The 23,085-nt window shown below is 61.1% G+C and carries 24 protein-coding genes; 22 read left to right on the top strand and 2 right to left on the bottom strand.

All coding sequences use genetic code 11. From position 1 onward, the window contains the following. Positions 1–7 precede the first annotated feature (7 nt). Positions 8–1,027, top strand: a complete 1,020-nt coding sequence (gene murB / locus QWI20_RS18705; RefSeq protein ID WP_369306695.1) for a UDP-N-acetylmuramate dehydrogenase — start codon at positions 8–10, stop codon at positions 1,025–1,027. 62 nt (positions 1,028–1,089) lie between these two features. Beyond that, positions 1,090–1,686, top strand: coding sequence for a nucleotidyltransferase family protein (locus tag QWI20_RS18710; protein WP_369306696.1), 597 nt, complete (start codon positions 1,090–1,092; stop codon positions 1,684–1,686). Between the two features lie 66 nt (positions 1,687–1,752). On the opposite strand, the gene rne is transcribed toward QWI20_RS18710, so the two are convergent. After that, positions 1,753–5,100: a ribonuclease E gene (gene rne / locus QWI20_RS18715; protein WP_369306697.1), complete on the bottom strand. Its 3,348-nt coding sequence runs from the start codon at positions 5,098–5,100 to the stop codon at positions 1,753–1,755. Positions 5,101–5,822: 722 nt separating this feature from the next. Here rne and rluC point away from each other — a divergent pair. From rluC to sppA, 3 genes are read left to right on the top strand one after another with little or no spacing between them, the layout of a single operon-like run. Further along, on the top strand, positions 5,823–6,782 hold the full coding sequence (gene rluC / locus QWI20_RS18720; protein WP_192172737.1) for a 23S rRNA pseudouridine(955/2504/2580) synthase RluC: 960 nt from the start codon (positions 5,823–5,825) through the stop codon (positions 6,780–6,782). Further along, positions 6,772–7,452 (top strand): HAD-IA family hydrolase, encoded by a 681-nt coding sequence (locus QWI20_RS18725; protein ID WP_369306698.1) that lies wholly within the window; start codon positions 6,772–6,774, stop codon positions 7,450–7,452. Before rluC ends, QWI20_RS18725 begins: the two co-directional genes overlap by 11 nt. Positions 7,453–7,459: 7 nt before the next feature. Beyond that, the gene (sppA, locus tag QWI20_RS18730) at positions 7,460–8,452 is read left to right on the top strand and encodes a signal peptide peptidase SppA (protein WP_369306699.1); all 993 of its coding nucleotides are present in this window, start codon (positions 7,460–7,462) and stop codon (positions 8,450–8,452) included. Between the two features lie 80 nt (positions 8,453–8,532). Here the strand turns inward: sppA and QWI20_RS18735 are convergent, their stop codons facing one another. Continuing rightward, complete coding sequence (locus tag QWI20_RS18735) at positions 8,533–9,111, bottom strand: nucleoside triphosphate pyrophosphatase (RefSeq protein ID WP_369306700.1); 579 nt, start codon at positions 9,109–9,111, stop codon at positions 8,533–8,535. 106 nt (positions 9,112–9,217) lie between these two features. On the opposite strand from QWI20_RS18735, the gene QWI20_RS18740 reads away from it, so the two are divergent. The 17 genes from QWI20_RS18740 (at position 9,218) to QWI20_RS18820 (ending at position 23,053) form a co-directional block, all read left to right on the top strand. Beyond that, on the top strand, positions 9,218–9,745 hold the full coding sequence (locus QWI20_RS18740; RefSeq protein ID WP_192172733.1) for a YceD family protein: 528 nt from the start codon (positions 9,218–9,220) through the stop codon (positions 9,743–9,745). 13 nt (positions 9,746–9,758) lie between these two features. Next, entirely contained in the window at positions 9,759–9,941 is a 183-nt protein-coding gene (gene rpmF / locus QWI20_RS18745; protein WP_003179396.1) for a 50S ribosomal protein L32, read from the top strand. A gap of 4 nt (positions 9,942–9,945) precedes the next feature. Further along, positions 9,946–10,953: a phosphate acyltransferase PlsX gene (gene plsX / locus QWI20_RS18750; RefSeq protein ID WP_369306701.1), complete on the top strand. Its 1,008-nt coding sequence runs from the start codon at positions 9,946–9,948 to the stop codon at positions 10,951–10,953. A gap of 138 nt (positions 10,954–11,091) precedes the next feature. Continuing rightward, positions 11,092–12,030: an ACP S-malonyltransferase gene (gene fabD / locus QWI20_RS18755; protein ID WP_369306702.1), complete on the top strand. Its 939-nt coding sequence runs from the start codon at positions 11,092–11,094 to the stop codon at positions 12,028–12,030. Between the two features lie 15 nt (positions 12,031–12,045). Beyond that, positions 12,046–12,783, top strand: coding sequence for a 3-oxoacyl-ACP reductase FabG (gene fabG, locus QWI20_RS18760; protein ID WP_369306703.1), 738 nt, complete (start codon positions 12,046–12,048; stop codon positions 12,781–12,783). 186 nt (positions 12,784–12,969) lie between these two features. Next, positions 12,970–13,206 carry an acyl carrier protein gene (gene acpP / locus QWI20_RS18765; protein WP_016973676.1) on the top strand — a complete coding sequence of 79 codons (237 nt, stop codon included), beginning with the start codon at positions 12,970–12,972 and terminating at the stop codon, positions 13,204–13,206. Between the two features lie 107 nt (positions 13,207–13,313). After that, positions 13,314–14,558 (top strand): beta-ketoacyl-ACP synthase II, encoded by a 1,245-nt coding sequence (gene fabF / locus QWI20_RS18770; RefSeq protein ID WP_369306704.1) that lies wholly within the window; start codon positions 13,314–13,316, stop codon positions 14,556–14,558. Continuing rightward, complete coding sequence (pabC, locus tag QWI20_RS18775) at positions 14,558–15,373, top strand: aminodeoxychorismate lyase (protein WP_369306777.1); 816 nt, start codon at positions 14,558–14,560, stop codon at positions 15,371–15,373. The genes fabF and pabC overlap by 1 nt, the downstream gene beginning before the upstream one ends. A gap of 3 nt (positions 15,374–15,376) precedes the next feature. Further along, positions 15,377–16,615: an endolytic transglycosylase MltG gene (mltG, locus tag QWI20_RS18780; RefSeq protein ID WP_369306705.1), complete on the top strand. Its 1,239-nt coding sequence runs from the start codon at positions 15,377–15,379 to the stop codon at positions 16,613–16,615. 43 nt (positions 16,616–16,658) lie between these two features. After that, complete coding sequence (gene tmk, locus QWI20_RS18785; RefSeq protein ID WP_192172727.1) at positions 16,659–17,303, top strand: dTMP kinase; 645 nt, start codon at positions 16,659–16,661, stop codon at positions 17,301–17,303. Then, positions 17,296–18,282, top strand: a complete 987-nt coding sequence (locus tag QWI20_RS18790) for a DNA polymerase III subunit delta' (RefSeq protein WP_369306706.1) — start codon at positions 17,296–17,298, stop codon at positions 18,280–18,282. The genes tmk and QWI20_RS18790 overlap by 8 nt, the downstream gene beginning before the upstream one ends. A gap of 43 nt (positions 18,283–18,325) precedes the next feature. Further along, positions 18,326–18,682, top strand: a complete 357-nt coding sequence (locus QWI20_RS18795; protein ID WP_037011754.1) for a PilZ domain-containing protein — start codon at positions 18,326–18,328, stop codon at positions 18,680–18,682. 14 nt (positions 18,683–18,696) lie between these two features. Further along, positions 18,697–19,482, top strand: coding sequence for a TatD family hydrolase (locus QWI20_RS18800; protein WP_369306707.1), 786 nt, complete (start codon positions 18,697–18,699; stop codon positions 19,480–19,482). A 466-nt stretch (positions 19,483–19,948) separates the two neighbouring features. Next, entirely contained in the window at positions 19,949–20,635 is a 687-nt protein-coding gene (locus tag QWI20_RS18805) for a TetR/AcrR family transcriptional regulator (RefSeq protein ID WP_369306708.1), read from the top strand. Between the two features lie 118 nt (positions 20,636–20,753). Further along, positions 20,754–21,359, top strand: coding sequence for a DUF4823 domain-containing protein (locus QWI20_RS18810; protein WP_369306709.1), 606 nt, complete (start codon positions 20,754–20,756; stop codon positions 21,357–21,359). 10 nt (positions 21,360–21,369) lie between these two features. Next, the gene (locus tag QWI20_RS18815) at positions 21,370–21,933 is read left to right on the top strand and encodes a DUF1285 domain-containing protein (RefSeq protein WP_369306710.1); all 564 of its coding nucleotides are present in this window, start codon (positions 21,370–21,372) and stop codon (positions 21,931–21,933) included. Positions 21,934–22,042: 109 nt separating this feature from the next. Next, the gene (locus QWI20_RS18820) at positions 22,043–23,053 is read left to right on the top strand and encodes an aspartate-semialdehyde dehydrogenase (protein WP_369306711.1); all 1,011 of its coding nucleotides are present in this window, start codon (positions 22,043–22,045) and stop codon (positions 23,051–23,053) included. Positions 23,054–23,085: the final 32 nt, after the last annotated feature.

Here is a 23,085-nt window from a genome sequence, read left to right on the forward strand (position 1 = left end):
TGCACCCATGACGCTGAATGTGCAGCACGACGTGTCCCTCAAGCCCTACAACACGTTCGGCGTGGATGTGCATGCCCGGCGTTTTGCCGAGGCGTTCAGCGACGACGACGTGCGCGAGGCCTTGGCGTATTCGGCCAGCCACGACGTGCCGCTGATGGTCATCGGCGGCGGCAGCAACCTGCTGCTGACCCGTGACGTTGATGCCCTCGTGCTGCGCATGGCCAGCCGTGGCATCCGCATCACCCACGAGGATTGCGGCGGCGCCATTGTCGAAGCGGAGGCGGGGGAGCCCTGGCATCCTTTCGTTCAGGACACGCTCGCCCAGGGACTGGCAGGGTTGGAAAACCTCAGCCTGATCCCCGGCACCGTTGGCGCTGCACCGATGCAAAACATCGGCGCTTACGGCGTTGAGCTCAAGGATGTTTTCCACGGCCTCACCGCGATCGATCGAAACAGCGGTGAGCTGCGGGAATTTGCCCTGGCCGACTGCGCGTTCGGCTACCGGGACAGCCTGTTCAAACGTCAGCCGAACCGCTGGCTGATCCTACGTGTTCGCTTCAAGCTCAGTTACTCGGCGAGCCTGCATCTCGATTACGGTCCGGTGCGTCAGCGGCTGGAAGAGCAGGGCATCAAAGAGCCTTCGCCGATCCACGTGAGTCGGGCGATCTGCGCCATTCGCAGCGAAAAACTGCCTGACCCTGCGACGCTGGGCAATGCCGGGAGCTTCTTTAAAAACCCGCTGGTGTCCGCCGAGCGTGTGGCTGTCATCAAACTCACGCACCCTGGCATGGTCGGCTACCCTCAGGCCGATGGCCAAGTAAAACTGGCGGCCGGCTGGTTGATCGAGCAAGCGGGCTGGAAGGGTTTTCGTGATGGTGACGCCGGCGTTCATGCGCTGCAGTCGCTGGTGCTGGTCAATTACGGCCAGGCATCGGGCGGGCAATTGCTCGGTCTCGCGCGGCGGATTCAGGCGGACATCCTCGAGCGCTTCGGTGTTGCGCTTGAGATGGAACCTAACCTGTATTGACCGTGGGATCCGTCCTCTTCCGGTTTGAGTTTCAGTCAGCGTGTATCCCATGAGGGTTGAACATGAGTGAAACCCTGTGTGCCATCGTGCTGGCGGCCGGCCTCGGCAGCCGTTACAGAGCTGTAGCCGGTCAGCACCGTAACAAGCTCCTGGCGCAATGCCTCGGGCGTGACGGCGTGGAGCGATCGGTGCTGGAGCAGGTGCTTGCCAATGTCAGCCCCCTCGCCAATAAAACCGTCCTGTTGACCCGAGCCGATTACTGCAGTGTTGCCGAATTGGGCTTGCGCCACGGCTGTGAGGTGGTGGTGCTTGATTCCCCTGGCATGGGCGACAGCATCGCTGCTGCCGTTTCGGCCGAGCCTGCCCATCGCGGCTGGTTGATTGCGTTGGGCGACATGCCCTTCATTCATGCTGACACACTCGAATGTGTGGTCCGCTCGGTGGAGGACGACGCCATTAGCGTGCCGGTCCATGGTGGGCGGTATGGGCATCCCGTTGCTTTTGGTCGTGGGTTCGGGCCGGCACTCATGGCGCTTGCCGGGGAGAAGGGCGCCAAACGGCTTTTCCAGGGCGCGCGGATCAAAGAGATCGAGGTCGACGACCCGGGAGTGTTGTGGGACGTGGATGTGCCTGCTGCTTTGATCTTTCCCCCTCGCTGATTTCAAACCTGAGGCACAAAAAAGCCCCACCTGCTTACACAGGTGGGGCTTTTTGGTTACCGCCGATTAAACGAGCGGTTTAGGCTCATCCGAGGCTTGGGCCTCTTTCTGCTGACGCTCGGCTTCCAGACGACGGCGGCGCACTTCACGGGGATCGTTCGGTGCACGGCCATTGCTGGCAACCGGCAGCGCAGGCGTCTCTTCCTTGGCCGGTTCTGCAACCGGCGCTTGAGGAGGTTCGACAGCGACTGGCGCAGCGACGATTTCCGGCGCTGCAGTCTGAGCGGGCGCTTCTACGGCTGGCGCGATGACCGGTTCAGCGGCCACAGGCTGCTGAGCAACCGGTTCAACCACGGTCGGCGCGTCGATTACCGAGGCCTTGGCGTGCACTGGCTCGGCGGCTTGAGCAGGTTCAGAGATCTGAACGAGCTCAGACGCTTCGGCAGTCTCGGCCGCCTGAACAGGCTCAGCAGCCTGGACATGCTCGGCTTTAACAGGCTCAACAACATGAACCGGCTCAACCACGGCAACTTCAACCGCCTCATGCACCAGCGCAGGAGTCGGCATAAAGGCCGGGGCTTCCACAACCGATGGCGCTTCAACAGCGACCGAAGTCTCGGCACTGGCTGGCGTGTCGGTCGATTCGGCTTCAGCGGCGGCTTTCACCTGGCGTTCGAACGGGCTCAGCGAGGCGTCGAAAGTTGCCACTTCCACTTCCGGCATCACCGAACGCCTGGCTTCAGGCGCAGGGGTTTCGACGACTGGCGCTTCTGGCGCTGCTTCGGGGGCCTGAGCCACCGGTGCTGCTTCAGTCGCGCGGACTTCAACGGACGTGTTCGCACGTTCAGCCTGGCGGTGGGCATCGGCTTCGGCGGTGGCGCTGACAACGCGCTCCGCTACGGCAGCAACGCTTGCGCCGGCAACGACATCGCCACGGTCGGCGTTTGCGTGCACTTCGTCATGGGACTCATGACTGTGCTCATTGCCTTCGCCATCGTGGGCTTCGGAGCCTTCCGAACTCTCAACGCCTTCGCTGCCTTCGATTTCATTGCCGTTGGCATCACGCTGACGCTCACGACGGTTGCTGCGACGACGCTGACCACGTGAACGACGACGAGGGCGATCGCCTTCGGCGTGCTCCTGGTTGTCATCCTGTTGCTCTTCGCTGGTCAGCAGGATTTCGTCTTCGGCAGCCACTGCAGCCTGTTCGGCGCGTGGTTGACGCTCTTCACGCGGCGCACGCGGCTGACGCTCTTCACGCGGGGCGCGCTCAGGGCGCTCTTCGCGGGGCAGGTTGACAGCCGGTGCGGCGTCGATCGGCTCACGCAATTCACGCACACGCTCTTCACGCGGCTTGCGGTCTTCACGGGCAGCACGTGGCTGACGCTCTTCGCGAGGCGCACGGGCCTGACGCTCTTCACGCGGCGCGGTGGTTTCTTCACGGGCTTCACGCGGCTCGCGCGGTGCACGCTCTTCACGAGGCGCGCGCTCCTCACGTGGGGCACGTTCTTCACGGGGTGCGCGTTCTTCGCGATCGGCACGCGGTGCACGTTCTTCCCGCGGCTTGCGTTCTTCGTCACGACGGCCGTTACGGCTGCGGCTCTGCTGACGGCCATTCCGGCGCTCGTCGTTGCGCGCAGGGCGCTCGGCAGCCGGTTTTTCGACCACGGCGGCTGGTGCGGCAGCAGCAGGCTCTTCCTTGGAAGCGAACAGGCTGACCAGCGACTTCACCAGGCCTTTGAACAGGCTTGGCTCATGGGCGACCGGTGCAGGGGCAGCGGCAACCGGCGCAGCGGCTTCAGCCGGAACCGGTGCATTGGCACGGGCCGGAGCGGTTTTGACTGCCGCTTCCTGGCGAACCAGGGTGCGGGTAGCAGCGGCAGGCGGTGCAACTTCTTCCACTTCAGCAGCAGCGGCAGCGATTTCATAGCTGGTCTGCAAGCTGTGGGCTTCCGGACTGTCATCACGCAGACGCTGCACTTCGAAGTGCGGGGTTTCGAGATGGTCGTTCGGCAGAATGATAATGCGCGCGCGGGTGCGCAGTTCGATCTTGGTGATCGAGTTGCGTTTTTCGTTGAGCAGGAATGCGGCGACCGGGATCGGCACTTGAGCGCGCACTTCGGCCGTGCGGTCTTTCAGCGCTTCTTCTTCGATCAGGCGCAGGATTGCCAGCGACAGCGATTCAACGTCACGGATGATGCCGGTGCCGTTGCAACGCGGGCAGACAATGCCGCTGCTCTCACCCAAGGATGGACGCAGACGCTGACGAGACATTTCCAGCAGGCCGAAGCGCGAGATGCGACCGACCTGAACGCGGGCACGATCAGCTTCGAGGCTTTCACGGACCTTTTCTTCCACGGCGCGCTGGTTCTTGGCCGGGGTCATGTCGATGAAGTCGATGACGATCAGGCCGCCGATGTCGCGCAGACGCAGTTGACGGGCGATTTCCTCAGCCGCTTCAAGGTTGGTCTGCAGGGCGGTCTCTTCGATGTCGCTGCCTTTAGTGGCGCGCGCCGAGTTGATGTCGATGGACACCAGCGCTTCGGTCGGATCGATAACGATGGAGCCACCGGAAGGCAGTTCGACGACGCGCTGGAAGGCGGTTTCGATCTGGCTTTCGATCTGGAAACGATTGAACAGCGGAACACTGTCTTCGTAGAGTTTGATCTTGCTGGCGTATTGCGGCATCACCTGACGGATGAACGTCAGCGCTTCTTCCTGGGCTTCGACGCTGTCGATCAGCACTTCGCCGATGTCCTGGCGCAGATAGTCGCGGATGGCGCGGATAATGACGTTGCTTTCCTGATAGATCAGGAACGGTGCGGAGCGGTCGAGGGAAGCCTCTTTGATCGCGGTCCACAGCTGCAGCAGGTAATCGAGGTCCCACTGCATTTCTTCGCTGCTGCGGCCAAGGCCGGCAGTGCGAACGATCAGACCCATGTCGGCAGGGGCGATCAGGCCGTTCAGCGCTTCACGCAGTTCGTTGCGCTCTTCGCCTTCGATACGACGCGAGATGCCGCCGGCACGCGGGTTGTTCGGCATCAGGACCAGGTAACGGCCCGCGAGGCTGATGAACGTGGTCAGGGCAGCGCCCTTGTTGCCACGCTCTTCTTTCTCGACCTGAACGATGACTTCCTGGCCTTCGCTCAGGACGTCCTTGATGTTGACGCGGCCTTCGGGTGACTTCTTGAAGTATTCGCGGGAGATTTCTTTCAGCGGCAGAAAGCCGTGGCGCTCGGAGCCGAAGTCGACAAACGCGGCTTCAAGGCTGGGTTCGATACGCGTGATCCGGCCTTTGTAGATGTTGGCCTTCTTCTGTTCGCGGGCCCCGGATTCGATGTCCAGGTCGTAGAGGCGCTGGCCGTCTACCAGCGCAACACGCAACTCTTCGGGTTGAGTTGCGTTAATCAGCATTCTTTTCATGTAGTACCGTCGGTTTCCGGGCTGCCGGAAACGGCGTTCGGCACACACGACTTCTCACGGTCGGTGTCAGGGCACGTCAGGAGTGCTTGAGCACTCCAGTGTCTAACGAGGTTCGGCCAGCGGGGCCGAGTCGCGACGACGTTCCTGCTTGCTGTGGTGACAAATGACACCCTGTCAGCAAAAGCTTTGTCAGGAGGAGGAATCAACCATCGGTAGCGGACGATATGAAGCGTCTTGAATAAAGCCTTGTGCTACACAGTCCGACGGTTGTGCGTCTCCACCCCACACGTATCCCTGATAATTCGGGTGCTGCCGCGCGCTGAATCCGCAGCGGGTTGCATTTATCGCGATCTTCCATGGGAAGTCCGCGCGTCATGGCTCAAATAAGGCATGGTTTCCGAAACATTCGCCCGGAGCGACTGCCAGCGACTGCACTTTGTGAACTGGCCTTGAACGTGGGCCTCGATGGCGAGTGACTCACTCTGCGATCGGGCTTGTTTCAGGCCTCATGTCACCTGCGCTCGTTACGCTTGCATATCTTCCGTTGTCACCGAAAGCCCCGTAGGACGGCCTCGCGCCCTCGTGAATTGCGTTGGGCAGGGCCGGCTGTCATACCGTTTGTCCGCTGTCCAGGCCGCTTTTGGCGGCGTTCGCGACTATAGCAGCAATCATTAAGTGCTTCAAATCCATAAAAAATTGTTATGATTTGCGCCATGACAAATCTTACCCCCCCAACCCCCGGCGTCCGGCTGGTAGAGGTTGCGCCGGAATTTGCCGGTCAGCGCATCGATAACTTTCTGATCACGTACCTCAAGGGCGTACCCAAGACCTTGATTTACCGCATTTTGCGCAAGGGCGAAGTGCGTGTGAACAAGGGCCGGATCAAGCCCGAGTACAAGCTTCAGGCGGGCGATGTCGTGCGCGTCCCGCCCGTTCGAGTGCCTGAGCGCGACGAGCCTGTGCCGGTTGCCCAGGGTCTGCTGCAGCGTCTTGAGGCCGCCATTGTCCATGAAGACAAAGGCCTGATCGTCCTCAACAAGCCCGCTGGCATCGCGGTTCACGGCGGCAGCGGCTTGAGCTTTGGGGTCATCGAAGCCTTTCGTCAGCTGCGTCCCGACGCCAAGGAGCTGGAACTGGTCCACCGTCTGGACCGCGACACCTCCGGACTGCTGATGATCGCCAAGAAGCGCAGCATGTTGCGCCACCTGCACGAACAGTTGCGCGGCGACGGCGTGGATAAGCGTTATATGGCGCTGGTCCGTGGAAACTGGCCGACCGCGCAGAAGCAGGTCCGTGCACCGTTGCTCAAGAGCAATCTTCGCTCCGGCGAGCGCATGGTCGAGGTCAATGAGGAGGGCAAGGAGGCGCTGACCCTGTTCAAGGTCCTGCGCCGCTTCGGAGACTTCGCCACCATGGTCGAAGCTCGGCCCATTACCGGCCGGACCCACCAGATTCGCGTGCACGCCTTGCATGCCGGCCACTGCATCGCCGGTGACCCCAAGTACGGCGATGAAGATTTCAGTCGCGAAATTCGTGATCTCGGCGGCAAGCGTCTGTTCCTGCACGCCTACGCCCTGACCGTGCCGCTGCCCGATGGTGGCGAGTTGAAACTCGAAGCGCCCGTCGATGAGATGTGGGCCAAGACCGTGGAGCGACTGCTGCTTGCGCCCTGATTACGAACTGCTGATCTTCGACTGGGACGGCACGCTGTCCGATTCCATCGGTCGTATCGTCGACGCGATGCAAGCCGCCGCACAGCTTGCCGGTCGTCCGGTACGTGACGATGCAGCGATCAAGGGCATTATTGGTCTGGGTTTGCCGGAAGCGATTCGCACGCTGTACCCGGATATCACGGCCAATGACCTGATCGATTTCCGGCAGCACTATGCCGACCATTACATGGCCATGGACGTTGAGCCTTCGAAACTGTTCGACGGGGTGCGTGAGTCGCTGGAGGCATTTCGTGCCGAGGGCTATCGTCTGGCGGTCGCCACCGGCAAGGCCCGGCGTGGTCTGGATCGGGTGTTGAAGGCGCATGGCTGGACCGACTTCTTCGACGCCACCCGCGCAGCGGATGAAACGGCCAGCAAGCCCGATCCGCTAATGCTCAATGAAATCCTGCAGCATTGCGGCGTCAGGCCTGAAAAGGCGCTGATGGTTGGCGACGCATCGTTCGATCTGCTGATGGCGCGTAACGCCGGAATGGATTCGGTGGCTGTCGGGTACGGCGCGCAAGCGCTAGGCTCTCTGCTTCAATACCAGCCGCGTCTGGCGATCGAGCACTTTTCCGAATTGCGCACCTGGTTGGGTGCGCGGACTGCTGAAACTTCGTTGTTGGGGTAACTGATTTATGTCGGACGAATGGAAATCTCCGTCTTCGCCAGAGCGCGACGACGCAGGGGATGCAAAAAGCTGGAAACTGCTGGAAAAGACCCTGCTCGCCAGCGTACAGGAGCAGCGTCGGTCACGGCGCTGGGGAATCTTCTTCAAATCCCTGACCTTTCTTTACCTGTTCGGCGCACTGGCGCTGTTCTCGCCACTAATGGATTTCGGCAAGGGCGCCTCGCGCAGCACCAGCCACACGGCGCTGATCGAGGTGAAAGGCATGATCGCCGATACCGAGGCCGCCAGCGCCGACAACATCGTTGGCAGTTTGCGGAAAGCGTTTGAAGATGAAAAAACCAAGGGCGTGATTCTGCGCATCAACAGCCCGGGCGGCAGTCCGGTGCAGTCCGGCTATATCTACGACGAAATCCGTCGTCTGCGCGCGCAGAAGCCGAACATCAAGGTGTATGCGGTGATCACTGATCTGGGTGCGTCCGGTGCGTATTACATCGCCAGCGCCGCCGACCAGATCTACGCGGACAAGGCCAGTCTGGTGGGTTCGATCGGTGTCACGGCAGCCGGCTTTGGTTTCGTCGGCACGATGGAAAAACTGGGTGTTGACCGTCGTACTTACACTTCGGGCGAGCACAAGGCGTTCCTTGATCCGTTCCAGCCGCCAAAGCCTGACGAGACTGCCTTCTGGCAGGGCGTTCTGGACACTACCCACAAGCAGTTCATCGCCAGCGTGAAGGCGGGTCGCGGTGATCGCCTGAAAGACAAGGACCATCCGGAACTGTTCTCGGGGCTGGTCTGGACAGGCGAGCAGGCGGTGGATCTGGGTCTGGTCGATGGGCTTGGCAGTGCCAGCTACGTGGCGCGGGATATCATCGGCGAGAAAGAGATGGTCGATTACACCGTGCAAGAGTCGGCGTTTGATCGTTTCTCCAAAAAGATGGGCGCCAGCGTGGCTGAGCAGATCGCAATGTGGGCAGGCTTCAAGGGGCCGTCCCTGCGCTGATCGCTTCAGCCTTCGCGTGTGAAGAGAAGCCCGGCCATTGGCATTGGTCGGGCTTTTCGCATCTGTTTATTGTGTCGAGATCAGGGCAGCTCGATGCCTTCGTTCATCAACATGTCCACCAGGCGTATTAAAGGAAGGCCGATCAAGCTGGTCGCATCCGCGCCCTCGGTGCTGCGGAACAGGCTGACGCCCAGTCCTTCGGCCTTAAAGCTGCCAGCGCAGTCATAGGGTTGTTCGGCGTGGAGGTAGCGGCTGATACGCGCGTCGTCCAGCTCGCGCATGTGCACGGTGAAGGCCACGCAATCGATCTGACACTCACCTGTGCGGCTGTTGAAGAGCGCGAGGCCGGTGAGGAAGCTGACGCTGTTGCCGCTGCTCGCCTTCAGCTGTTCGAGGGCGCGCTCGAAGGTGTGCGGCTTGCCGAGGATCTGCTCGCCAAGCACTGCCACCTGGTCCGAGCCGATGATCAGGTGGTCGGGAAATTGTTCCGACAGTGCCATGGCTTTCTCACGCGCCAGGCGGGTCACGAGGTCGATAGCAGGCTCGTTCGGCCGGCGGCTTTCGTCGATGTCAGGCGACGCACAGACGAATGGCAAGCGCAGGCGATCGAGCAATTCACGGCGGTAAGGCGAGCTGGAAGCAAGGAGTAGAGGCAGCATGGGTGGCTCCGAAACATGAAAGTCGAGTGTAATCAGCAGGTCAGGTTGCGAACAGGCCTGAATTTCCTTTGACAGTCGCCAGGGTCGTCCCTAGAATGCTGCGCCTATGTTGAATGACCCGATTCCACCTCACGTTGACCCGCGCAAGTTAGCTGATCGTGGCACTACTCTTCAGGGAGAGATGCTGCTGGCTGATTTGGAGAGACTCTGCGACCCGCTTGCTGACAATCTCGGTACGGTGCAGGCGAAATTCGTTTTTGAGCGAGACGAGCAGCGCGCCGTGGTTATCCACAGTGCAATTGACGTCGAAGTCAAAATGGTTTGCCAGCGTTGTCTTGAGCTGGTCACCTTTCCGATCCACAGCGAATGCAGTTATGCCGTGGTGAAGGAGGGTGCAAACACCCAGTCGATGCCGAAAGGCTATGACGTGCTGGAACTCGGCGAAGATCCCATGGATCTGCTGGCTTTGATCGAGGATGAGCTTCTGCTTGCCTTGCCCATTGTTCCAACTCATGATCCGAAAGAATGCCAGCCGCCGGCGGACCTCAACGAGTCCGAACCGAGCGAGGACGAGGTAACGCGGTCCAACCCGTTCAGTGTATTGGCGCAGTTAAAGCGTGACCCAAACGTTTAGGAGTTAATCAATTATGGCTGTTCAGCAGAACAAAAAATCCCGCTCTGCCCGTGACATGCGTCGTTCCCACGACGCTCTCGAGGCTAGCACTCTGTCTGTAGAAAAAACCACCGGTGAAGTTCACCTGCGTCACCACGTATCGCCAGAAGGCGTATACCGTGGCCGTAAAGTGATCGACAAGGGCGCTGACGAGTAATTTCTTGTCTGCTCCGGTCATCGCGATCGATGCAATGGGCGGGGACTTCGGTCCCCGCCACATTGTTCAGGCCAGCATTGCCTGCCTGCTTGCTACACCCTCGTTGCACCTGACCCTCGTTGGTCAATCCCCCCTTCTTGAAGAACTCATCGCGCGCCACGCCGGTGTCGATCGCTCACGCCTGCACGTTGTGCATGCCAGCGAGATCATCACCATGGATGAGCGTCCGTCCCAGGCCTTGCGCGGCAAGCCTGATTCGTCGATGCGCGTTGCGCTGGGGCTTCTCGCCCAAGGCAAGGCCCACGCCTGTGTCAGTGCAGGCAATACCGGCGCCTTGATGGCGCTGTCCCGCTTCGTGCTGAAAACCTTGTCCGGTATCGACCGGCCGGCCATGGTGGCCGCGATTCCAACACAGAGCGGGTATTGCCAGCTGCTGGATCTGGGCGCGAACGTGGATTGCACCGCCGAGCATCTTTATCAGTTCGCCGTGATGGGTTCGGTGGCCGCCGAGGCGCTGGGCGTGGTGCGACCCAGAGTCGCACTGCTGAACGTCGGCACTGAAGACATCAAGGGCAATCAGCAAGTCAAGTTGGCCGCGAGTCTTTTGCAGGCCGCACCGGGGCTGAATTACATCGGCTTTGTCGAAGGGGATGGCCTGTATCGGGGTGAGGCGGATGTCGTGGTCTGCGATGGCTTTGTCGGCAACGTGCTGCTGAAATCCAGCGAAGGCTTGGCGTTGATGATTGGCGAGCGGATTGAGCGGTTGTTTCGCCGCAACGTGTTGTCGCGACTGGTGGGTTTGATGGCAAGGCCTGTGCTCGGCAGGCTCAAGGCCGATCTGGCCCCGGCGCGGCATAACGGTGCCAGCTTTCTCGGTCTGCAGGGCATCGTGGTGAAGAGTCATGGTTCGGCCGATGCTCAGGGATTTCAGAGCGCCATACAGCGGGCGCTGATCGAGATTCAGGAAAACCTGCCACAGCGCTTGCGCGGTCGTCTTGAGGATCTGCTTTAGGGCTTCAATGCGAGTCTTGGGCTAGAATGTGACGCCTGTGACCGCATGGTCATCCAACTGTCCATCGCAACACATTGAATTACCTCGCGTTCGGCCCGCCGGACGCTCATTTTGACGAGAATAATCAGGGGCTTGTTAATGTCTGCTTCCGTCGCATTTGTCTTTCCGGGCCAGGGTTCGCAGTCCCTGGGCATGCTGGCCGAGCTGGGCGCGCAGCATCCGCTGGTGCTGGAGACGTTCAAAGAAGCTTCCGCTGCGCTGGGCTATGACCTCTGGGCGCTGACCCAGCAGGGCCCGGAAGAGAGCCTCAACCAGACCGATAAAACCCAGCCTGCCATCCTCACCGCGTCGATTGCCTTGTGGCGCCTGTGGCTGGCGGAAGGCGGCGTGCGCCCGGCGTATGTCGCTGGCCACAGTCTGGGTGAGTACAGCGCGTTGGTCGCGGCCGGCAGCCTGACCCTTGCGGACGCGGTGAAGCTGGTCGAGCGCCGGGGTCAGTTGATGCAGGAAGCCGTGCCTGCGGGGCAGGGTGGCATGGCGGCCATTCTGGGTCTCGACGATGCGGTGGTTATTGCCGCCTGTGCCGAAGCAGCTCAGGGCGACGTGGTCAGCGCGGTGAATTTCAATTCGCCCGGGCAGGTCGTGATTGCCGGTGCCAAGGCCGCCGTGGAGCGCGCCATCGAATTCTGCAAGGCCAAAGGCGCCAAGCGCGCCTTGCCGTTGCCGGTGAGTGTGCCTTCCCACTGCGAACTGATGCGTCCGGCAGCCGAACGCTTCGCCGAGTCCATCGCCGCCATCGACTGGCAGGTGCCGCAGATCCCGCTGGTTCAGAACGTCACTGCGAGTGTCGTGTCCGATCTCGAAACGCTGAAAACCGATTTGCTGCAGCAGCTGTACAAGCCGGTGCGCTGGGTCGAATCGATTCAGACCCTGGCGGCTCAGGGCGCCCTGCAACTGGTCGAGTGCGGCCCGGGCAAGGTGCTCGCCGGCTTGAACAAGCGTTGCGCCGATGGCGTGGCCACCCACAACCTCAATACCCCAGACGCCTTCGCCGCCGCTCGTGCGGCGCTGGCCTGATTAGGAGACGCCTGCATGAGTCAGGGTAAAGTTGCACTTGTCACCGGCGCAAGCCGCGGCATTGGCCGGGCGATCGCCCTTGAACTGGGTCGTAACGGCGCCATCGTCGTGGGCACGGCGACGTCCGAGGCCGGCGCCGAGAAGATCACTGCTTATTTCAAGGAAAACGGCATCGAGGGCTTCGGCCTGTCGCTGGACGTGGGCAGCGACGAATCCGTTGACGCCGCGCTGGCCCAGATCACCGAACGCGTTGGCGCGCCGTTGATCCTGGTCAATAACGCCGGTATCACCCGTGACAACCTGATGATGCGCATGAAGGATGACGAGTGGCATGACGTCATCAACACCAACCTGAGCAGTCTGTTTCGGCTGTCCAAGGGCGTTCTGCGCGGGATGACCAAGGCGCGTTGGGGCCGGATCATCAGCATTGGTTCGGTGGTGGGTGCCATGGGCAACGCAGGTCAAGTAAACTACGCAGCCGCCAAGGCGGGTCTGGAAGGCTTCAGTCGTGCCCTGGCACGTGAAGTCGGGTCGCGCGCAGTGACGGTCAACTCGGTGACGCCGGGTTTCATCGACACCGACATGACCCGCGAGCTGCCAGAAGCGCAACGTGATTCCCTGACGGCACAGATTCCTCTGGGCCGACTGGGGCAGGCAGAAGAGATCGCGCATGTTGTCGCTTTTCTTGCCTCAGAAGGTGCAGGCTACGTTACCGGGGCTACAATCCCCGTCAACGGCGGCATGTACATGTGACCGGTCGTATCGAAAAAATGTCATACGGGCTGTCTAAAATCCGTTATAAAGCTGAAATCTTTTAAGGGGCAGAGGGCTGTTGGGCGTAGCGGGAATTGCGTTTAGCTTGAAATGCGCAAAACCTCTTCTATACACTTACCCATCGGCCAGCTGCCTGAATTTGTCCACTAGGAGTTAAAACACGGTATGAGCACCATCGAAGAGCGCGTCAAGAAAATCGTTGCCGAACAACTTGGCGTCAAGGAAGAGGAAGTCACCAACAGTGCTTCCTTCGTTGAAGACCTGGGTGCCGACTCCCTTGATACCGTTGAGCTGGTAATGGCTCTGGAAGAGGAATTCGAGACCGAAATCCCTGACGAAGAAGCCGAGAAGATCACCACTGTTCAAGCGGCTATCGATTACGTTACTGCCCACCAGGCGTAAGATTTTGTAATCGTAGTTTGCTGTCCTGGAGAAACCGCACTGCCCCTGGCGTGCGGTTTTTTCTTTGAATAGGGCAGCGTTTCATCAATAGAAGAAAGGAGAGTCCTGTGTCGCGTAGACGCGTCGTGGTCACCGGTATGGGTATGCTGACGCCTTTGGGCACGGATGTCCCGAGCACCTGGCAAGGCATTCTGGCTGGCCAGAGTGGCATTGGGCCTATCGAACACACGGACCTGTCCCAATACACCACCCGTTTTGGCGGATCGGTGAAGGGATTCAACGTCGAGGAATACCTGTCGGCCAAAGAGGCCCGCAGACTCGATCTGTTTATCCAGTACGGGCTGGCTGCCAGCTTTCAGGCCGTGCGCAACTCCGGTATCGAGATCGACGACACCAATCGCGAGCGCGTCGGCGTGGCGATGGGATCGGGCATCGGGGGTCTGACCAATATCGAGAACACCAGCCGGCTGATGCATGAGCAGGGGCCAGGCAAGATATCCCCGTTCTTCGTGCCGGGGTCGATCATCAACATGATTTCCGGGTTCCTGTCGATCCACCTCGGCGCACAGGGCCCCAACTACGCCATCGCCACTGCGTGCACCACGAGCACGCACTGCATCGGCATGGCCGCGCGCAACATCGCCTACGACGAAGCCGACGTAATGATTGCCGGCGGCGCTGAAATGGCGGCCTGCGGCCTGGGCATGGGCGGCTTTGGCGCCTCGCGCGCGCTGTCTACCCGCAACGATGAGCCTGCCCGCGCGAGCCGTCCGTGGGACAAGGGTCGTGACGGGTTTGTACTGTCCAACGGTGCCGGCGCCATGGTCCTCGAAGAGCTCGAGCACGCCAAGGCGCGGGGCGCGACGATTTATGCCGAGCTGATCGGCTTCGGCATGAGCGGCGATGCGTTTCACATGACCTCTCCGCCGGATGACGGCGCCGGTGCCGCGCGTTGCATCACCAATGCCCTGCGTGACGCGAAGATTCGTCCGGACGAGGTGCAGTACATCAACGCCCACGGCACCTCGACGCCTGCGGGCGATCTCGCCGAAGTCAGCGCCATCAAGAAGGTGTTCGGCGAGCACGCCTACAAACTGGCCGTCAGTTCGACCAAGTCGATGACGGGCCACCTGCTGGGTGCTGCCGGTGCGATCGAAGCGATTTTCAGTGTGCTGGCGATCAAGGATCAGGTCGCGCCACCGACGATCAACCTCGACGAGCCCGATGAAGGCTGTGACCTGGACTTCGTTCCCCACGAGCCGCGCAAGATGCTGATCGACGTGGTGATCTCCAACTCCTTCGGTTTTGGTGGCACCAACGGTTCGCTGGTCTTCCGCCGGTACGCCGAATGATCGTGAGCTGGATCGATGGCCTTGCTGCTGACTCCCTTGCCGTCAAGGATCGGGGGTTGGCGTACGGCGATGGTCTCTTCGAGACCGTCCTCGTCAAGGCCGGACAGCCATTGCTCTTCCCGCGTCATCTGCAACGCCTGGCGCTGGGGGCACAGCGCCTGGCGCTGAACCTGGATCTGGCATTGGTCGAAGAGGAATGCTGTCGCTTCGCTGCCCAGTTGGGTGACGGTGTGATGAAGCTCATCGTTACCCGTGGCGACGGTGTGCGTGGCTATGCACCCGCTTCGGATGCGCAGCCGCGACGCATCCTCCAGGCAAGTGGGCTGCCGGCGTATCCCGAGGCCCATGCAGAGCAGGGCGTCAAACTGTTCGCTTGTCAGACCCGCCTCGCCGAGCAGCCGCTGCTGGCCGGGCTCAAGCACCTCAATCGCCTTGAACAAGTGCTGGCCCGTGGCGAATGGCAAAGTGCCGAGTACGCCGAAGGGCTGATGCGTGACGTGTCGGGGCGCATCGTCGAAGCGGTCTACAGCAATCTGTTTATGGTCAAGGGCGGTGTGTTGCTAACGCCGGACCTGCGCCGCTGTGGCGTGGCCGGTGTGATGCGGGCCGAGATTCTGGCGCTGGCGGAGCGCGAGAGCATGCCGGCCCGTGAGCTTGACCTGCAGATGTCCGACCTGCAAAAGGCCGATGAGGTGTTTGTCTGCAACAGCGTGTACGGCATCTGGCCGGTGCGCGGCGTCGAGCATCTGAACTGGCCGGTTGGGCCGCTGACCCGTAAACTCCAACACCTTGTTCGCGGGCTTCTGGATATCTGATTCGTGATCCGAAAATTACTCGTCTTGCTGGAAACAGGTGTGGTTCTGGCGGGGCTGTTGCTGGGTGTGGCTTATTGGCAGCAGAACAGCGCGCTGCAGCAGCCCCTCAATTTGACCCAGGAAAAACTGCTGGATGTGCCGTCGGGCTCTTCGCCGACCGGCGTGCTGAATCGGCTGCAAGCCGATGGCGTCATCAAGGACGCGCTCTGGCTGCGTTTGTACTGGCGCTTCAATCTGCAGGGCCAGTCGCTGCACAGTGGCGAATACCGCATGGCACCGGGCATGAACGCCGAGTCGCTGCTCGATCTCTGGCAAAAAGGTGACGTAGTGCAATACAGCGTCACCCTGGTGGAGGGCTGGACCTTCCGTCAGGTGCGCGCGGCGCTCGCCAAACAAGTCAAGCTGGAGCAAACGGCGAGCGATCTCAGCGACACCGAGCTGATGGCGAAGCTGGGGCATCCCGATGTCTTCCCCGAAGGCCGGTTTTTCCCGGACACCTATCGCTACGTGCGCGGCATGACCGACGTCGAGCTGCTGAAACAAGCCTACAACCGCCTGGATGAAGTGCTTCAGGAGGAATGGGAGAAGCGCGCTGCCGATGTGCCTTACACCGATCCTTACCAGGCGCTGATCATGGCGTCGCTGGTGGAAAAGGAAACCGGCGTGCCTCAGGAGCGCGGCCAGATTGCCGGTGTATTCGTGCGTCGCTTGCAACAGGGCATGTTGCTTCAGACCGATCCGACCGTCATTTACGGCCTCGGCGAGCGATACAACGGCAAGATCACCCGCGCGTTGCTGAAAGAACCTACGCCTTACAACACCTATGTCATCTCCGGCTTGCCGCCAACGCCGATTTCCATGGTTGGGCGTGAAGCGATCCATGCGGCGATGCACCCGGTGGCCGGCAACAGCCTGTACTTCGTGGCGAGAGGGGACGGCAGTCACGTATTCTCCGCCGATCTGGATGCGCACAACGCAGCAGTGAAGGAGTTCCAGCTCAAGCGCCGCGCGGACTATCGCTCCAGCCCGGCGCCTGTCGCTGCACCGGCGCTGCCGGCGAATGCCGTCGAGCAGCCGCCGCCCGCGCAGCAGCCTTCAGAGCCGCAACCCATAGAGCCGCCATCGACAGAATCGAAGGCGACCGAGCCGAAGGGGTTTGAGCCGGACGCGAGCGAGCAGTCGCCGAAACCGCAGACAGACGCTGCAGATCCGTCGACTCCAGCCAATGACCCCGGCAAATGACAACCGCGAGCACACTCGCCATGAATCTGACCAAGGACTGCCCGTGACCGGTTTGTTTATTACCCTGGAAGGCCCCGAAGGCGCGGGCAAAAGCACCAACCGCGACTACCTGGCCGAACGGCTACGCAGTGAGGGCATTGATGTCGTCCTGACCCGCGAGCCCGGCGGTACGCCGCTCGCCGAGCGTATCCGCGAGCTGCTGTTGACGCCGGGTGACGAGCAGATGTTCGTGGATACCGAACTGCTGCTGATGTTTGCCGCCCGCGCGCAGCACCTCGCCGCGCTGATTCGCCCCGCGTTGGCGCGGGGCGCCGTGGTGCTGTGCGACCGATTTACCGATGCCACTTATGCCTACCAGGGAGGCGGCCGTGGCCTGCCCATCGAGCGCATCGCCGTACTGGAAGATTTCGTCCAGGGCGCGCTGCGTCCGGATTTGACCCTGGTGTTCGATCTGCCCATCGAGATCGGCCTCGCCCGTGCCTCCGCGCGCGGTCAGCTGGACCGTTTCGAGCAAGAGGGCCGAGCGTTCTTCGACGCCGTGCGCAGCACCTACCTGTCGCGCGCGGCTGCGGCCCCCGAGCGCTATCGCCTGGTGGACGCCGCGCTGCCGCTGACTGAAGTCCAGGCATCCCTCGATGTGCTGGTGCCTGAGTTGACTGCGCTGCTGGCGGCTCGCCGGCATGGCTGAGGCTTATCCCTGGCAACACGGCCTGTGGCAGCAATTGGCCGGCCGCAAGCAACATGCTCACGCGTATTTGCTGCACGGTCCGGCCGGTATCGGCAAGCGGGCGCTGGCCGAGCGTTTGATGTACCTGCTGCTGTGCCAACGCCCGACAGGCCTTGAAGCGTGCGGGCAATGCAAATCCTGCTCGCTGCTGGCGGCCGGTAGTCACCCCGACCATTACGTGCTGGAGCCTGAAGAGGCCGACAAGGCGATCAAGATCGATCAGGTGCGCGATCTGGTCAGTTTCGTGGTGCAAACTGCGCAGATGGGCGGGCGCAAGGTGGTGCTGATCGAGCCCGTCGAGTCGATGAACATCAATGCCGCCAATGCCCTGCTGAAAAGTCTGGAAGAGCCGTCGGGCAACACCGTTCTGTTACTGGTCAGCCATCAGCCGAGTCGGCTGCTGCCTACGGTGAAGAGCCGATGCGTGCAACAGGCGTGTCCGCTGCCCAGTGATGCCATGAGCATCGCCTGGCTGGCCGATGCGCTGCCCGATTGCACCGAGCAGGAACGCGTTGAGTTGCTGACCCTCGCGGCCGGTTCGCCCCTGGTGGCGGTCAAGCTGCAGGCCCAGGGTGTTCATGAGCAGCGGGCGCTGGTGGTGGAGGGCGTTAAAAAGCTGCTCAAGGGCCAGCAATCACCGACCCAGCTGGCCGAAGGCTGGAAAGACATTCCGCTATTGTTGCTGTTCGACTGGTTCTGCGACTGGTCGAGCCTGATCCTGCGCTATCAGCTGACCCAGGACGAAGAAGGCCTGGGGCTGACCGACATGCGCAAGGTCGTGCAGTATCTGGCGCAGAAGTCGTCCCAGCGCAACGTGCTGGCGATTCAGGACTGGGTGCTGCTGCAGCGCCAGAAGGTCATGTCAAAAGCGAACCTGAACCGGGTTTTGTTGCTCGAAGCATTATTGGTGCAGTGGGCAGGCCTGACCGGACAGGGTTAGACTGGCCATCTGCATGACATCATGCATTGCCTGAGGAAACGAGATGAGCGTGCCACTGAGTCCAGGTCCACGTAACGGCATTCTGTCCCTGACCATCAAGGACAAGTCCGTCCTGTACGCCGCGTATATGCCGTTCATCAAAAACGGCGGCCTGTTCATTCCCACCAGCAAAAGCTACAAGCTGGGCGATGAAGTGTTCATGTTGCTCAACCTGATGGACGAGCCTGAAAAGATTCCGGTCGCGGGCAAGGTCACCTGGATCACGCCGAAGGGCGCTCAGGGAAACCGCGCCGCTGGCGTTGGGGTGCAGTTCAACGATGGCGACAACACCGCGCGCAACATGATTGAAAACTACCTGGCCGGAGCTCTGAAATCCGACCGTCCTACCCATACGATGTAAGTTGCCCCGCCGCCATGCTTGTAGATTCCCATTGCCACCTTGACCGCCTCGACCTCAGCGCCCACGACGGCTCCCTCGACAACGCCCTGCAAGCGGCGAGAGAGCGGGGCGTCGGTCATTTTCTGTGCATTGGCGTCAGTGCCGAGAACGCCGGTGCCGTGAAGGCCCTGGCCGACCGCTACGACGACGTTGATTGCTCGGTCGGCATTCACCCGCTGGACCTCAAGCCCGGCGAGGCGCCTGCGCTGGAGTGGCTGCTCGGCGAACTCAACCATCCGCGCGTCGTGGCCATCGGCGAAACCGGGCTGGATTATCACTACGAGCCTGAGGCGGCCGAGTTGCAGCAGGCCTCGTTCCGGCTTCATCTGCAGGCGGCCAACGTGACCGGCAAGCCGGTGATCGTCCACACCCGAGGTGCGCGTGCCGACACGCTGGAGCTGCTGCGTGAAGCCGCGTTGCCGCAGGCCGGCGTGCTGCATTGCTTCACCGAAGACTGGGACATGGCCAAGGCCGCGCTCGATCTGGGTTTCTATATCTCGCTGTCCGGCATCGTCACCTTCCGCAATGCTGACGCGCTGCGGGACGTCGCCAGCAAAGTGCCCGCCGACCGGCTGCTGGTTGAGACCGACTCGCCGTACCTGGCGCCGATCCCGTATCGCGGCAAGCCGAACCTGCCTCAGTACGTGCGTGAAGTGGCCGAGTTTCTGGCGATGTTGCGCGGCGAGACCTACGAGCGGTTTGCCGAGCAGACCAGCGAGAACTTCAAGCGGCTGTTCCCGCTGGCGCGCGTCAAAGGCTGATCCGCCGTGCATGGCAGTGCTTGCCAAGCCCCTGGCGTTCAGCAAATCGCAGGCAAAAAAAACCCGGGTTCTGGGGGGTGAATCCGGGTTAAGACCATTAGGAGTAAAACAAAGACACGCTATCCATTGGTGTCCTTACCAACGCGGGCACTTGGGGGAGATGCTGCGTTGGCGAATATAAGTATTGGCTATAATCCGCAGGCGTCCAGCCGCACGCTGTACGATTTTTAAACAGTTTTGGAATACCTGACGGCCTGCTGATACCGCAATTCCACCGACGCCCCTGATTTTCGACTGCCTGTCTCATCCCGCCAAAAACCGAGACTGGTTCGGCCTCGAGCGTTTCCTTTTTGCCTGCCGCAGTCGAAAATCGTCAGAAAACGGATGCAGGTCGGATCGTTCGTGCATTCTGCTGCGGGATAGGCATAATGTGGCGCTTCCGATTCCGAACCCACAGCCTCCTCCTATGCAGAAAGAACCTCGTAAAGTCCGTGAGTTTCGCCGCCGTGAGCAGGAGATTCTCGACACCGCGCTCAAGCTGTTCCTCGAACAGGGTGAAGACAGCGTCACCGTCGAGATGATTGCGGATGCCGTGGGTATCGGCAAAGGCACCATCTACAAGCATTTCAAATCCAAGGCGGAGATCTACCTGCGCCTGATGCTCGACTACGAGCGTGATTTGAACGAGTTGTTGCATTCGGCGGACGTCGACAAGGACAAGGAAGCGCTGTCCCGCGCCTACTTTGAATTCCGCATGCGCGACCCCCAGCGCTACCGGCTGTTTGACCGCCTGGAAGAGAAGGTCGTCAAGGGCAATCAGGTGCCAGAGCTGGTCGAAGAGCTGCACAAGATCCGCGCGTCGAACTTCGAACACCTGACCCTGTTGATCAAAGGCCGGATTTCCGAAGGCAAGCTTGAAGATGTCCCTCCGTATTTCCATTACTGCGCCGCCTGGGCTCTGGTGCATGGCGCAGTGGCGTTGTACCACTCGCCGTTCTGGAGCAATGTCCTTGAAGATCAGGAAGGTTTCTTCCAGTTCCTGATGGACATCGGTGTGCGCATGGGCAACAAGCGCAAGCGGGATGTCGACCACGGCCACGAGCCCAAGCCCGAGCTCCAATCCGACTCCCAGGCCGACCCGGCTGCCGAATAAATCGCAGCCGCAATAACCCGATTCAGCGAGCGAAACTTTTTCCAGGGTCCGACATGGCGCAAAAGCTGCATTAACCGGCCATTCGCCGGTTTTCCGTCGCCGGACTTTGGAGATAAACATGCGTAGCCTGGTTTTACTGCTGGCTCTACTGGCGTTGAGTGGCTGCATGCACGTCAGCGATCTGGCACAAGGCGCTCACGATGAGCTCAGTGACGCCGGGCTGCTGGACCACAGTTCGACCCGCCGGTTGAACAACTTCCGCGTGCAACCTGACTCGTTCATCTATATCGCCCAAGGCGCCTTTGCTCCCCCGGGCGGCGCCTACCCGCGTCCCAATGTCGTGGCCGAAGAAGCCTTCAACGGTTTTATCGAATACTTCCCGATGGTCCGCCGCGCTCGCGCCCCGGAAGGTCTGGATGAGGCGATGAACGAGGCTCGGGCCGCCGGGGCGCATTATCTGCTGTACACCCGTTTTGCCAAAGCTGATGACCGCATCGGCACGTTTGACGAGTGGTCGGACCAGGAAGCAGTGGACCGTCTTGGCATCGACAACGGCGTCATACAGCTGATGCTGATCGAAACCAACACCCGCTACCTTATCGATTCGGCACGCATTCATCTGCGTGGTGGTCTGCTGACTTTGTACGACACCAAGCCCGAGGATTTGCTAGGACCCCCGATGGAGGCTTACGCTCGGGGTTTGCTGGGCGTTGAAGCCCGCTGAGGAGTGGCGTATGAGTGGGCAGGACAAAGCCAACGATCTGTTGGCTCAGATTGCCAGGAGCGGCAAGGGCTTGCCGCCCGTGCACCTGTGGAACCCGGATTTTTGCGGTGACATCGACATGCGCATCGCCCGCGATGGCACCTGGTTCTATCTGGGCACGCCCATCGGTCGCAAGCCGATGGTTCGGTTGTTCTCCACCATCATTCGCCGCGACGGCGATGACTACTTCCTCATCACCCCGGTCGAGAAGGTCGGCATCAAGGTCGACGACGCGCCTTTTGTGGCGGTCCTGCTGGACGTAGAAGGCAGCGGCGAGTCGCAGTTGCTGCGGTTCACCACCCATGTCGACGACGTGGTGGAGGCGGGGGCCGACCACCCGCTGCGTATCGACCTCGATCCGCAGACCCAGGAACCGGCGCCTTATATTCTGGTGCGCAACAACCTCGAAGCGCTTATCCACCGCAACGTCTTCTATCAGTTGGTGGACCTGGCCGTGGTGCGTGAGATCGACGGCCGGCGTTGGTTGGGGGTGTGGAGCGGTGGCGAGTTCTTCCCCATCGGCCTTGAGCCCTGATCCCTTCATTTCTGTTCGCCAGCACGTCCGCTAATCCACTCGCGGCCAATTGCCTGACTTTCACCGGGCAGTTACAGTGCCGCCCCCCGATTTTTCCTGAGGTTTTTCCATGAGTCAGTCCTTTGATATCGCCGTGATCGGCGCCACCGGTACTGTCGGCGAAACCATCGTCCAGATTCTCGAAGAGCGCGACTTCCCGGTCGGCGATTTGCACCTGCTCGCCAGCGTCGAATCGGCCGGCAGCTCGGTGCCATACCGTGGCAAGAACGTCCGCGTGCGTGAAGTCGATGCCTTTGATTTCAGCAAGGCCAACGTTGCGTTCTTCGCCGCGGGCGCTGCCGTGACGCGCAGCTATGCCGAGCGCGCCACCGCCGCCGGTTGCGTGGTGATCGACCTGTCCGCCGGCTTGTCCGTGGAGCAGGCGCCGAATGTGGTGCCCGAGGTCAACGGCGCCCGTTTGGCTGATCTGACCAAGCCGCAGCAGGTGGCCTGCCCAAGTTCCAGCGCCGCCGCCCTCGCGCTGGTGCTGGCGCCGTTGCGCGCACTGCTGAGCATCGAGCGGATCACCGTGACGGCGTGCCTGGCGGTGTCGAGCATGGGCCGCGAAGGGGTCACCGAACTGGCCCGGCAAACCGCCGAGCTGCTCAACGTTCGCCCCCTCGAACCCAAGGTGTTTGACCGGCAGATGGCGTTCAACGTGCTGGCCCAGGTGGGCAAGCCTGACGCCGAAGGTCATGTGCCACTGGAAAAACGTTTGGTCAGCGAGTTGCGCGAGTTGCTCTCGCTGCCTTTAATCAAGGTCGGCGTGAGTTGCATCCAGGTGCCGGTGTTCTTCGGCGACAGCCTGAGCGTGTCGGTGCAGACCCGCGAGGCGGTCGACATTCAGGCGGTCAATGCGGCGCTTGAAACGGCCGAGGGCATCGAGCTGGCTGAGGCCGGCGATTACCCGACGCCGGTGGGCGACGCGGTAGGACAGGATGCTGTCTATGTAGGACGTTTGCGCGGGGGTGTCGACGACGCTTGTGAACTGAATTTCTGGGTCACGCTGGATAATGTGCGCAAGGGCGCCGCGTTGAACGCTGTGCAGGTGGCTGAGTTGTTGATAAAAGATGTTGCGTAAAAGATACTTGCCCACAATTCGAAGAATCATTC

It is taken from the genome of Pseudomonas sp. W2-17 (assembly GCF_041060445.1).
In the GTDB taxonomy this organism is placed as follows: Bacteria; Pseudomonadota; Gammaproteobacteria; order Pseudomonadales; family Pseudomonadaceae; genus Aquipseudomonas.

Bases quoted from the DNA above. Each gene is read 5' to 3' on its own strand.
- murB (WP_369306695.1), top strand. From the start codon at position 8: ATGACGCTGAATGTGCAGCACGACGTGTCCCTCAAGCCCTACAACACG.
- QWI20_RS18710 (WP_369306696.1), top strand. From the start codon at position 1,090: ATGAGTGAAACCCTGTGTGCCATCGTGCTGGCGGCCGGCCTCGGCAGC.
- rne (WP_369306697.1), bottom strand. From the start codon at position 5,100: ATGCTGATTAACGCAACTCAACCCGAAGAGTTGCGTGTTGCGCTGGTA.
- rluC (WP_192172737.1), top strand. From the start codon at position 5,823: ATGACAAATCTTACCCCCCCAACCCCCGGCGTCCGGCTGGTAGAGGTT.
- sppA (WP_369306699.1), top strand. From the start codon at position 7,460: ATGTCGGACGAATGGAAATCTCCGTCTTCGCCAGAGCGCGACGACGCA.
- QWI20_RS18735 (WP_369306700.1), bottom strand. From the start codon at position 9,111: ATGCTGCCTCTACTCCTTGCTTCCAGCTCGCCTTACCGCCGTGAATTG.
- QWI20_RS18740 (WP_192172733.1), top strand. From the start codon at position 9,218: ATGTTGAATGACCCGATTCCACCTCACGTTGACCCGCGCAAGTTAGCT.
- rpmF (WP_003179396.1), top strand. From the start codon at position 9,759: ATGGCTGTTCAGCAGAACAAAAAATCCCGCTCTGCCCGTGACATGCGT.
- fabD (WP_369306702.1), top strand. From the start codon at position 11,092: ATGTCTGCTTCCGTCGCATTTGTCTTTCCGGGCCAGGGTTCGCAGTCC.
- fabG (WP_369306703.1), top strand. From the start codon at position 12,046: ATGAGTCAGGGTAAAGTTGCACTTGTCACCGGCGCAAGCCGCGGCATT.
- acpP (WP_016973676.1), top strand. From the start codon at position 12,970: ATGAGCACCATCGAAGAGCGCGTCAAGAAAATCGTTGCCGAACAACTT.
- QWI20_RS18790 (WP_369306706.1), top strand. From the start codon at position 17,296: ATGGCTGAGGCTTATCCCTGGCAACACGGCCTGTGGCAGCAATTGGCC.
- QWI20_RS18795 (WP_037011754.1), top strand. From the start codon at position 18,326: ATGAGCGTGCCACTGAGTCCAGGTCCACGTAACGGCATTCTGTCCCTG.
- QWI20_RS18800 (WP_369306707.1), top strand. From the start codon at position 18,697: ATGCTTGTAGATTCCCATTGCCACCTTGACCGCCTCGACCTCAGCGCC.
- QWI20_RS18805 (WP_369306708.1), top strand. From the start codon at position 19,949: ATGCAGAAAGAACCTCGTAAAGTCCGTGAGTTTCGCCGCCGTGAGCAG.
- QWI20_RS18810 (WP_369306709.1), top strand. From the start codon at position 20,754: ATGCGTAGCCTGGTTTTACTGCTGGCTCTACTGGCGTTGAGTGGCTGC.
- QWI20_RS18815 (WP_369306710.1), top strand. From the start codon at position 21,370: ATGAGTGGGCAGGACAAAGCCAACGATCTGTTGGCTCAGATTGCCAGG.
- QWI20_RS18820 (WP_369306711.1), top strand. From the start codon at position 22,043: ATGAGTCAGTCCTTTGATATCGCCGTGATCGGCGCCACCGGTACTGTC.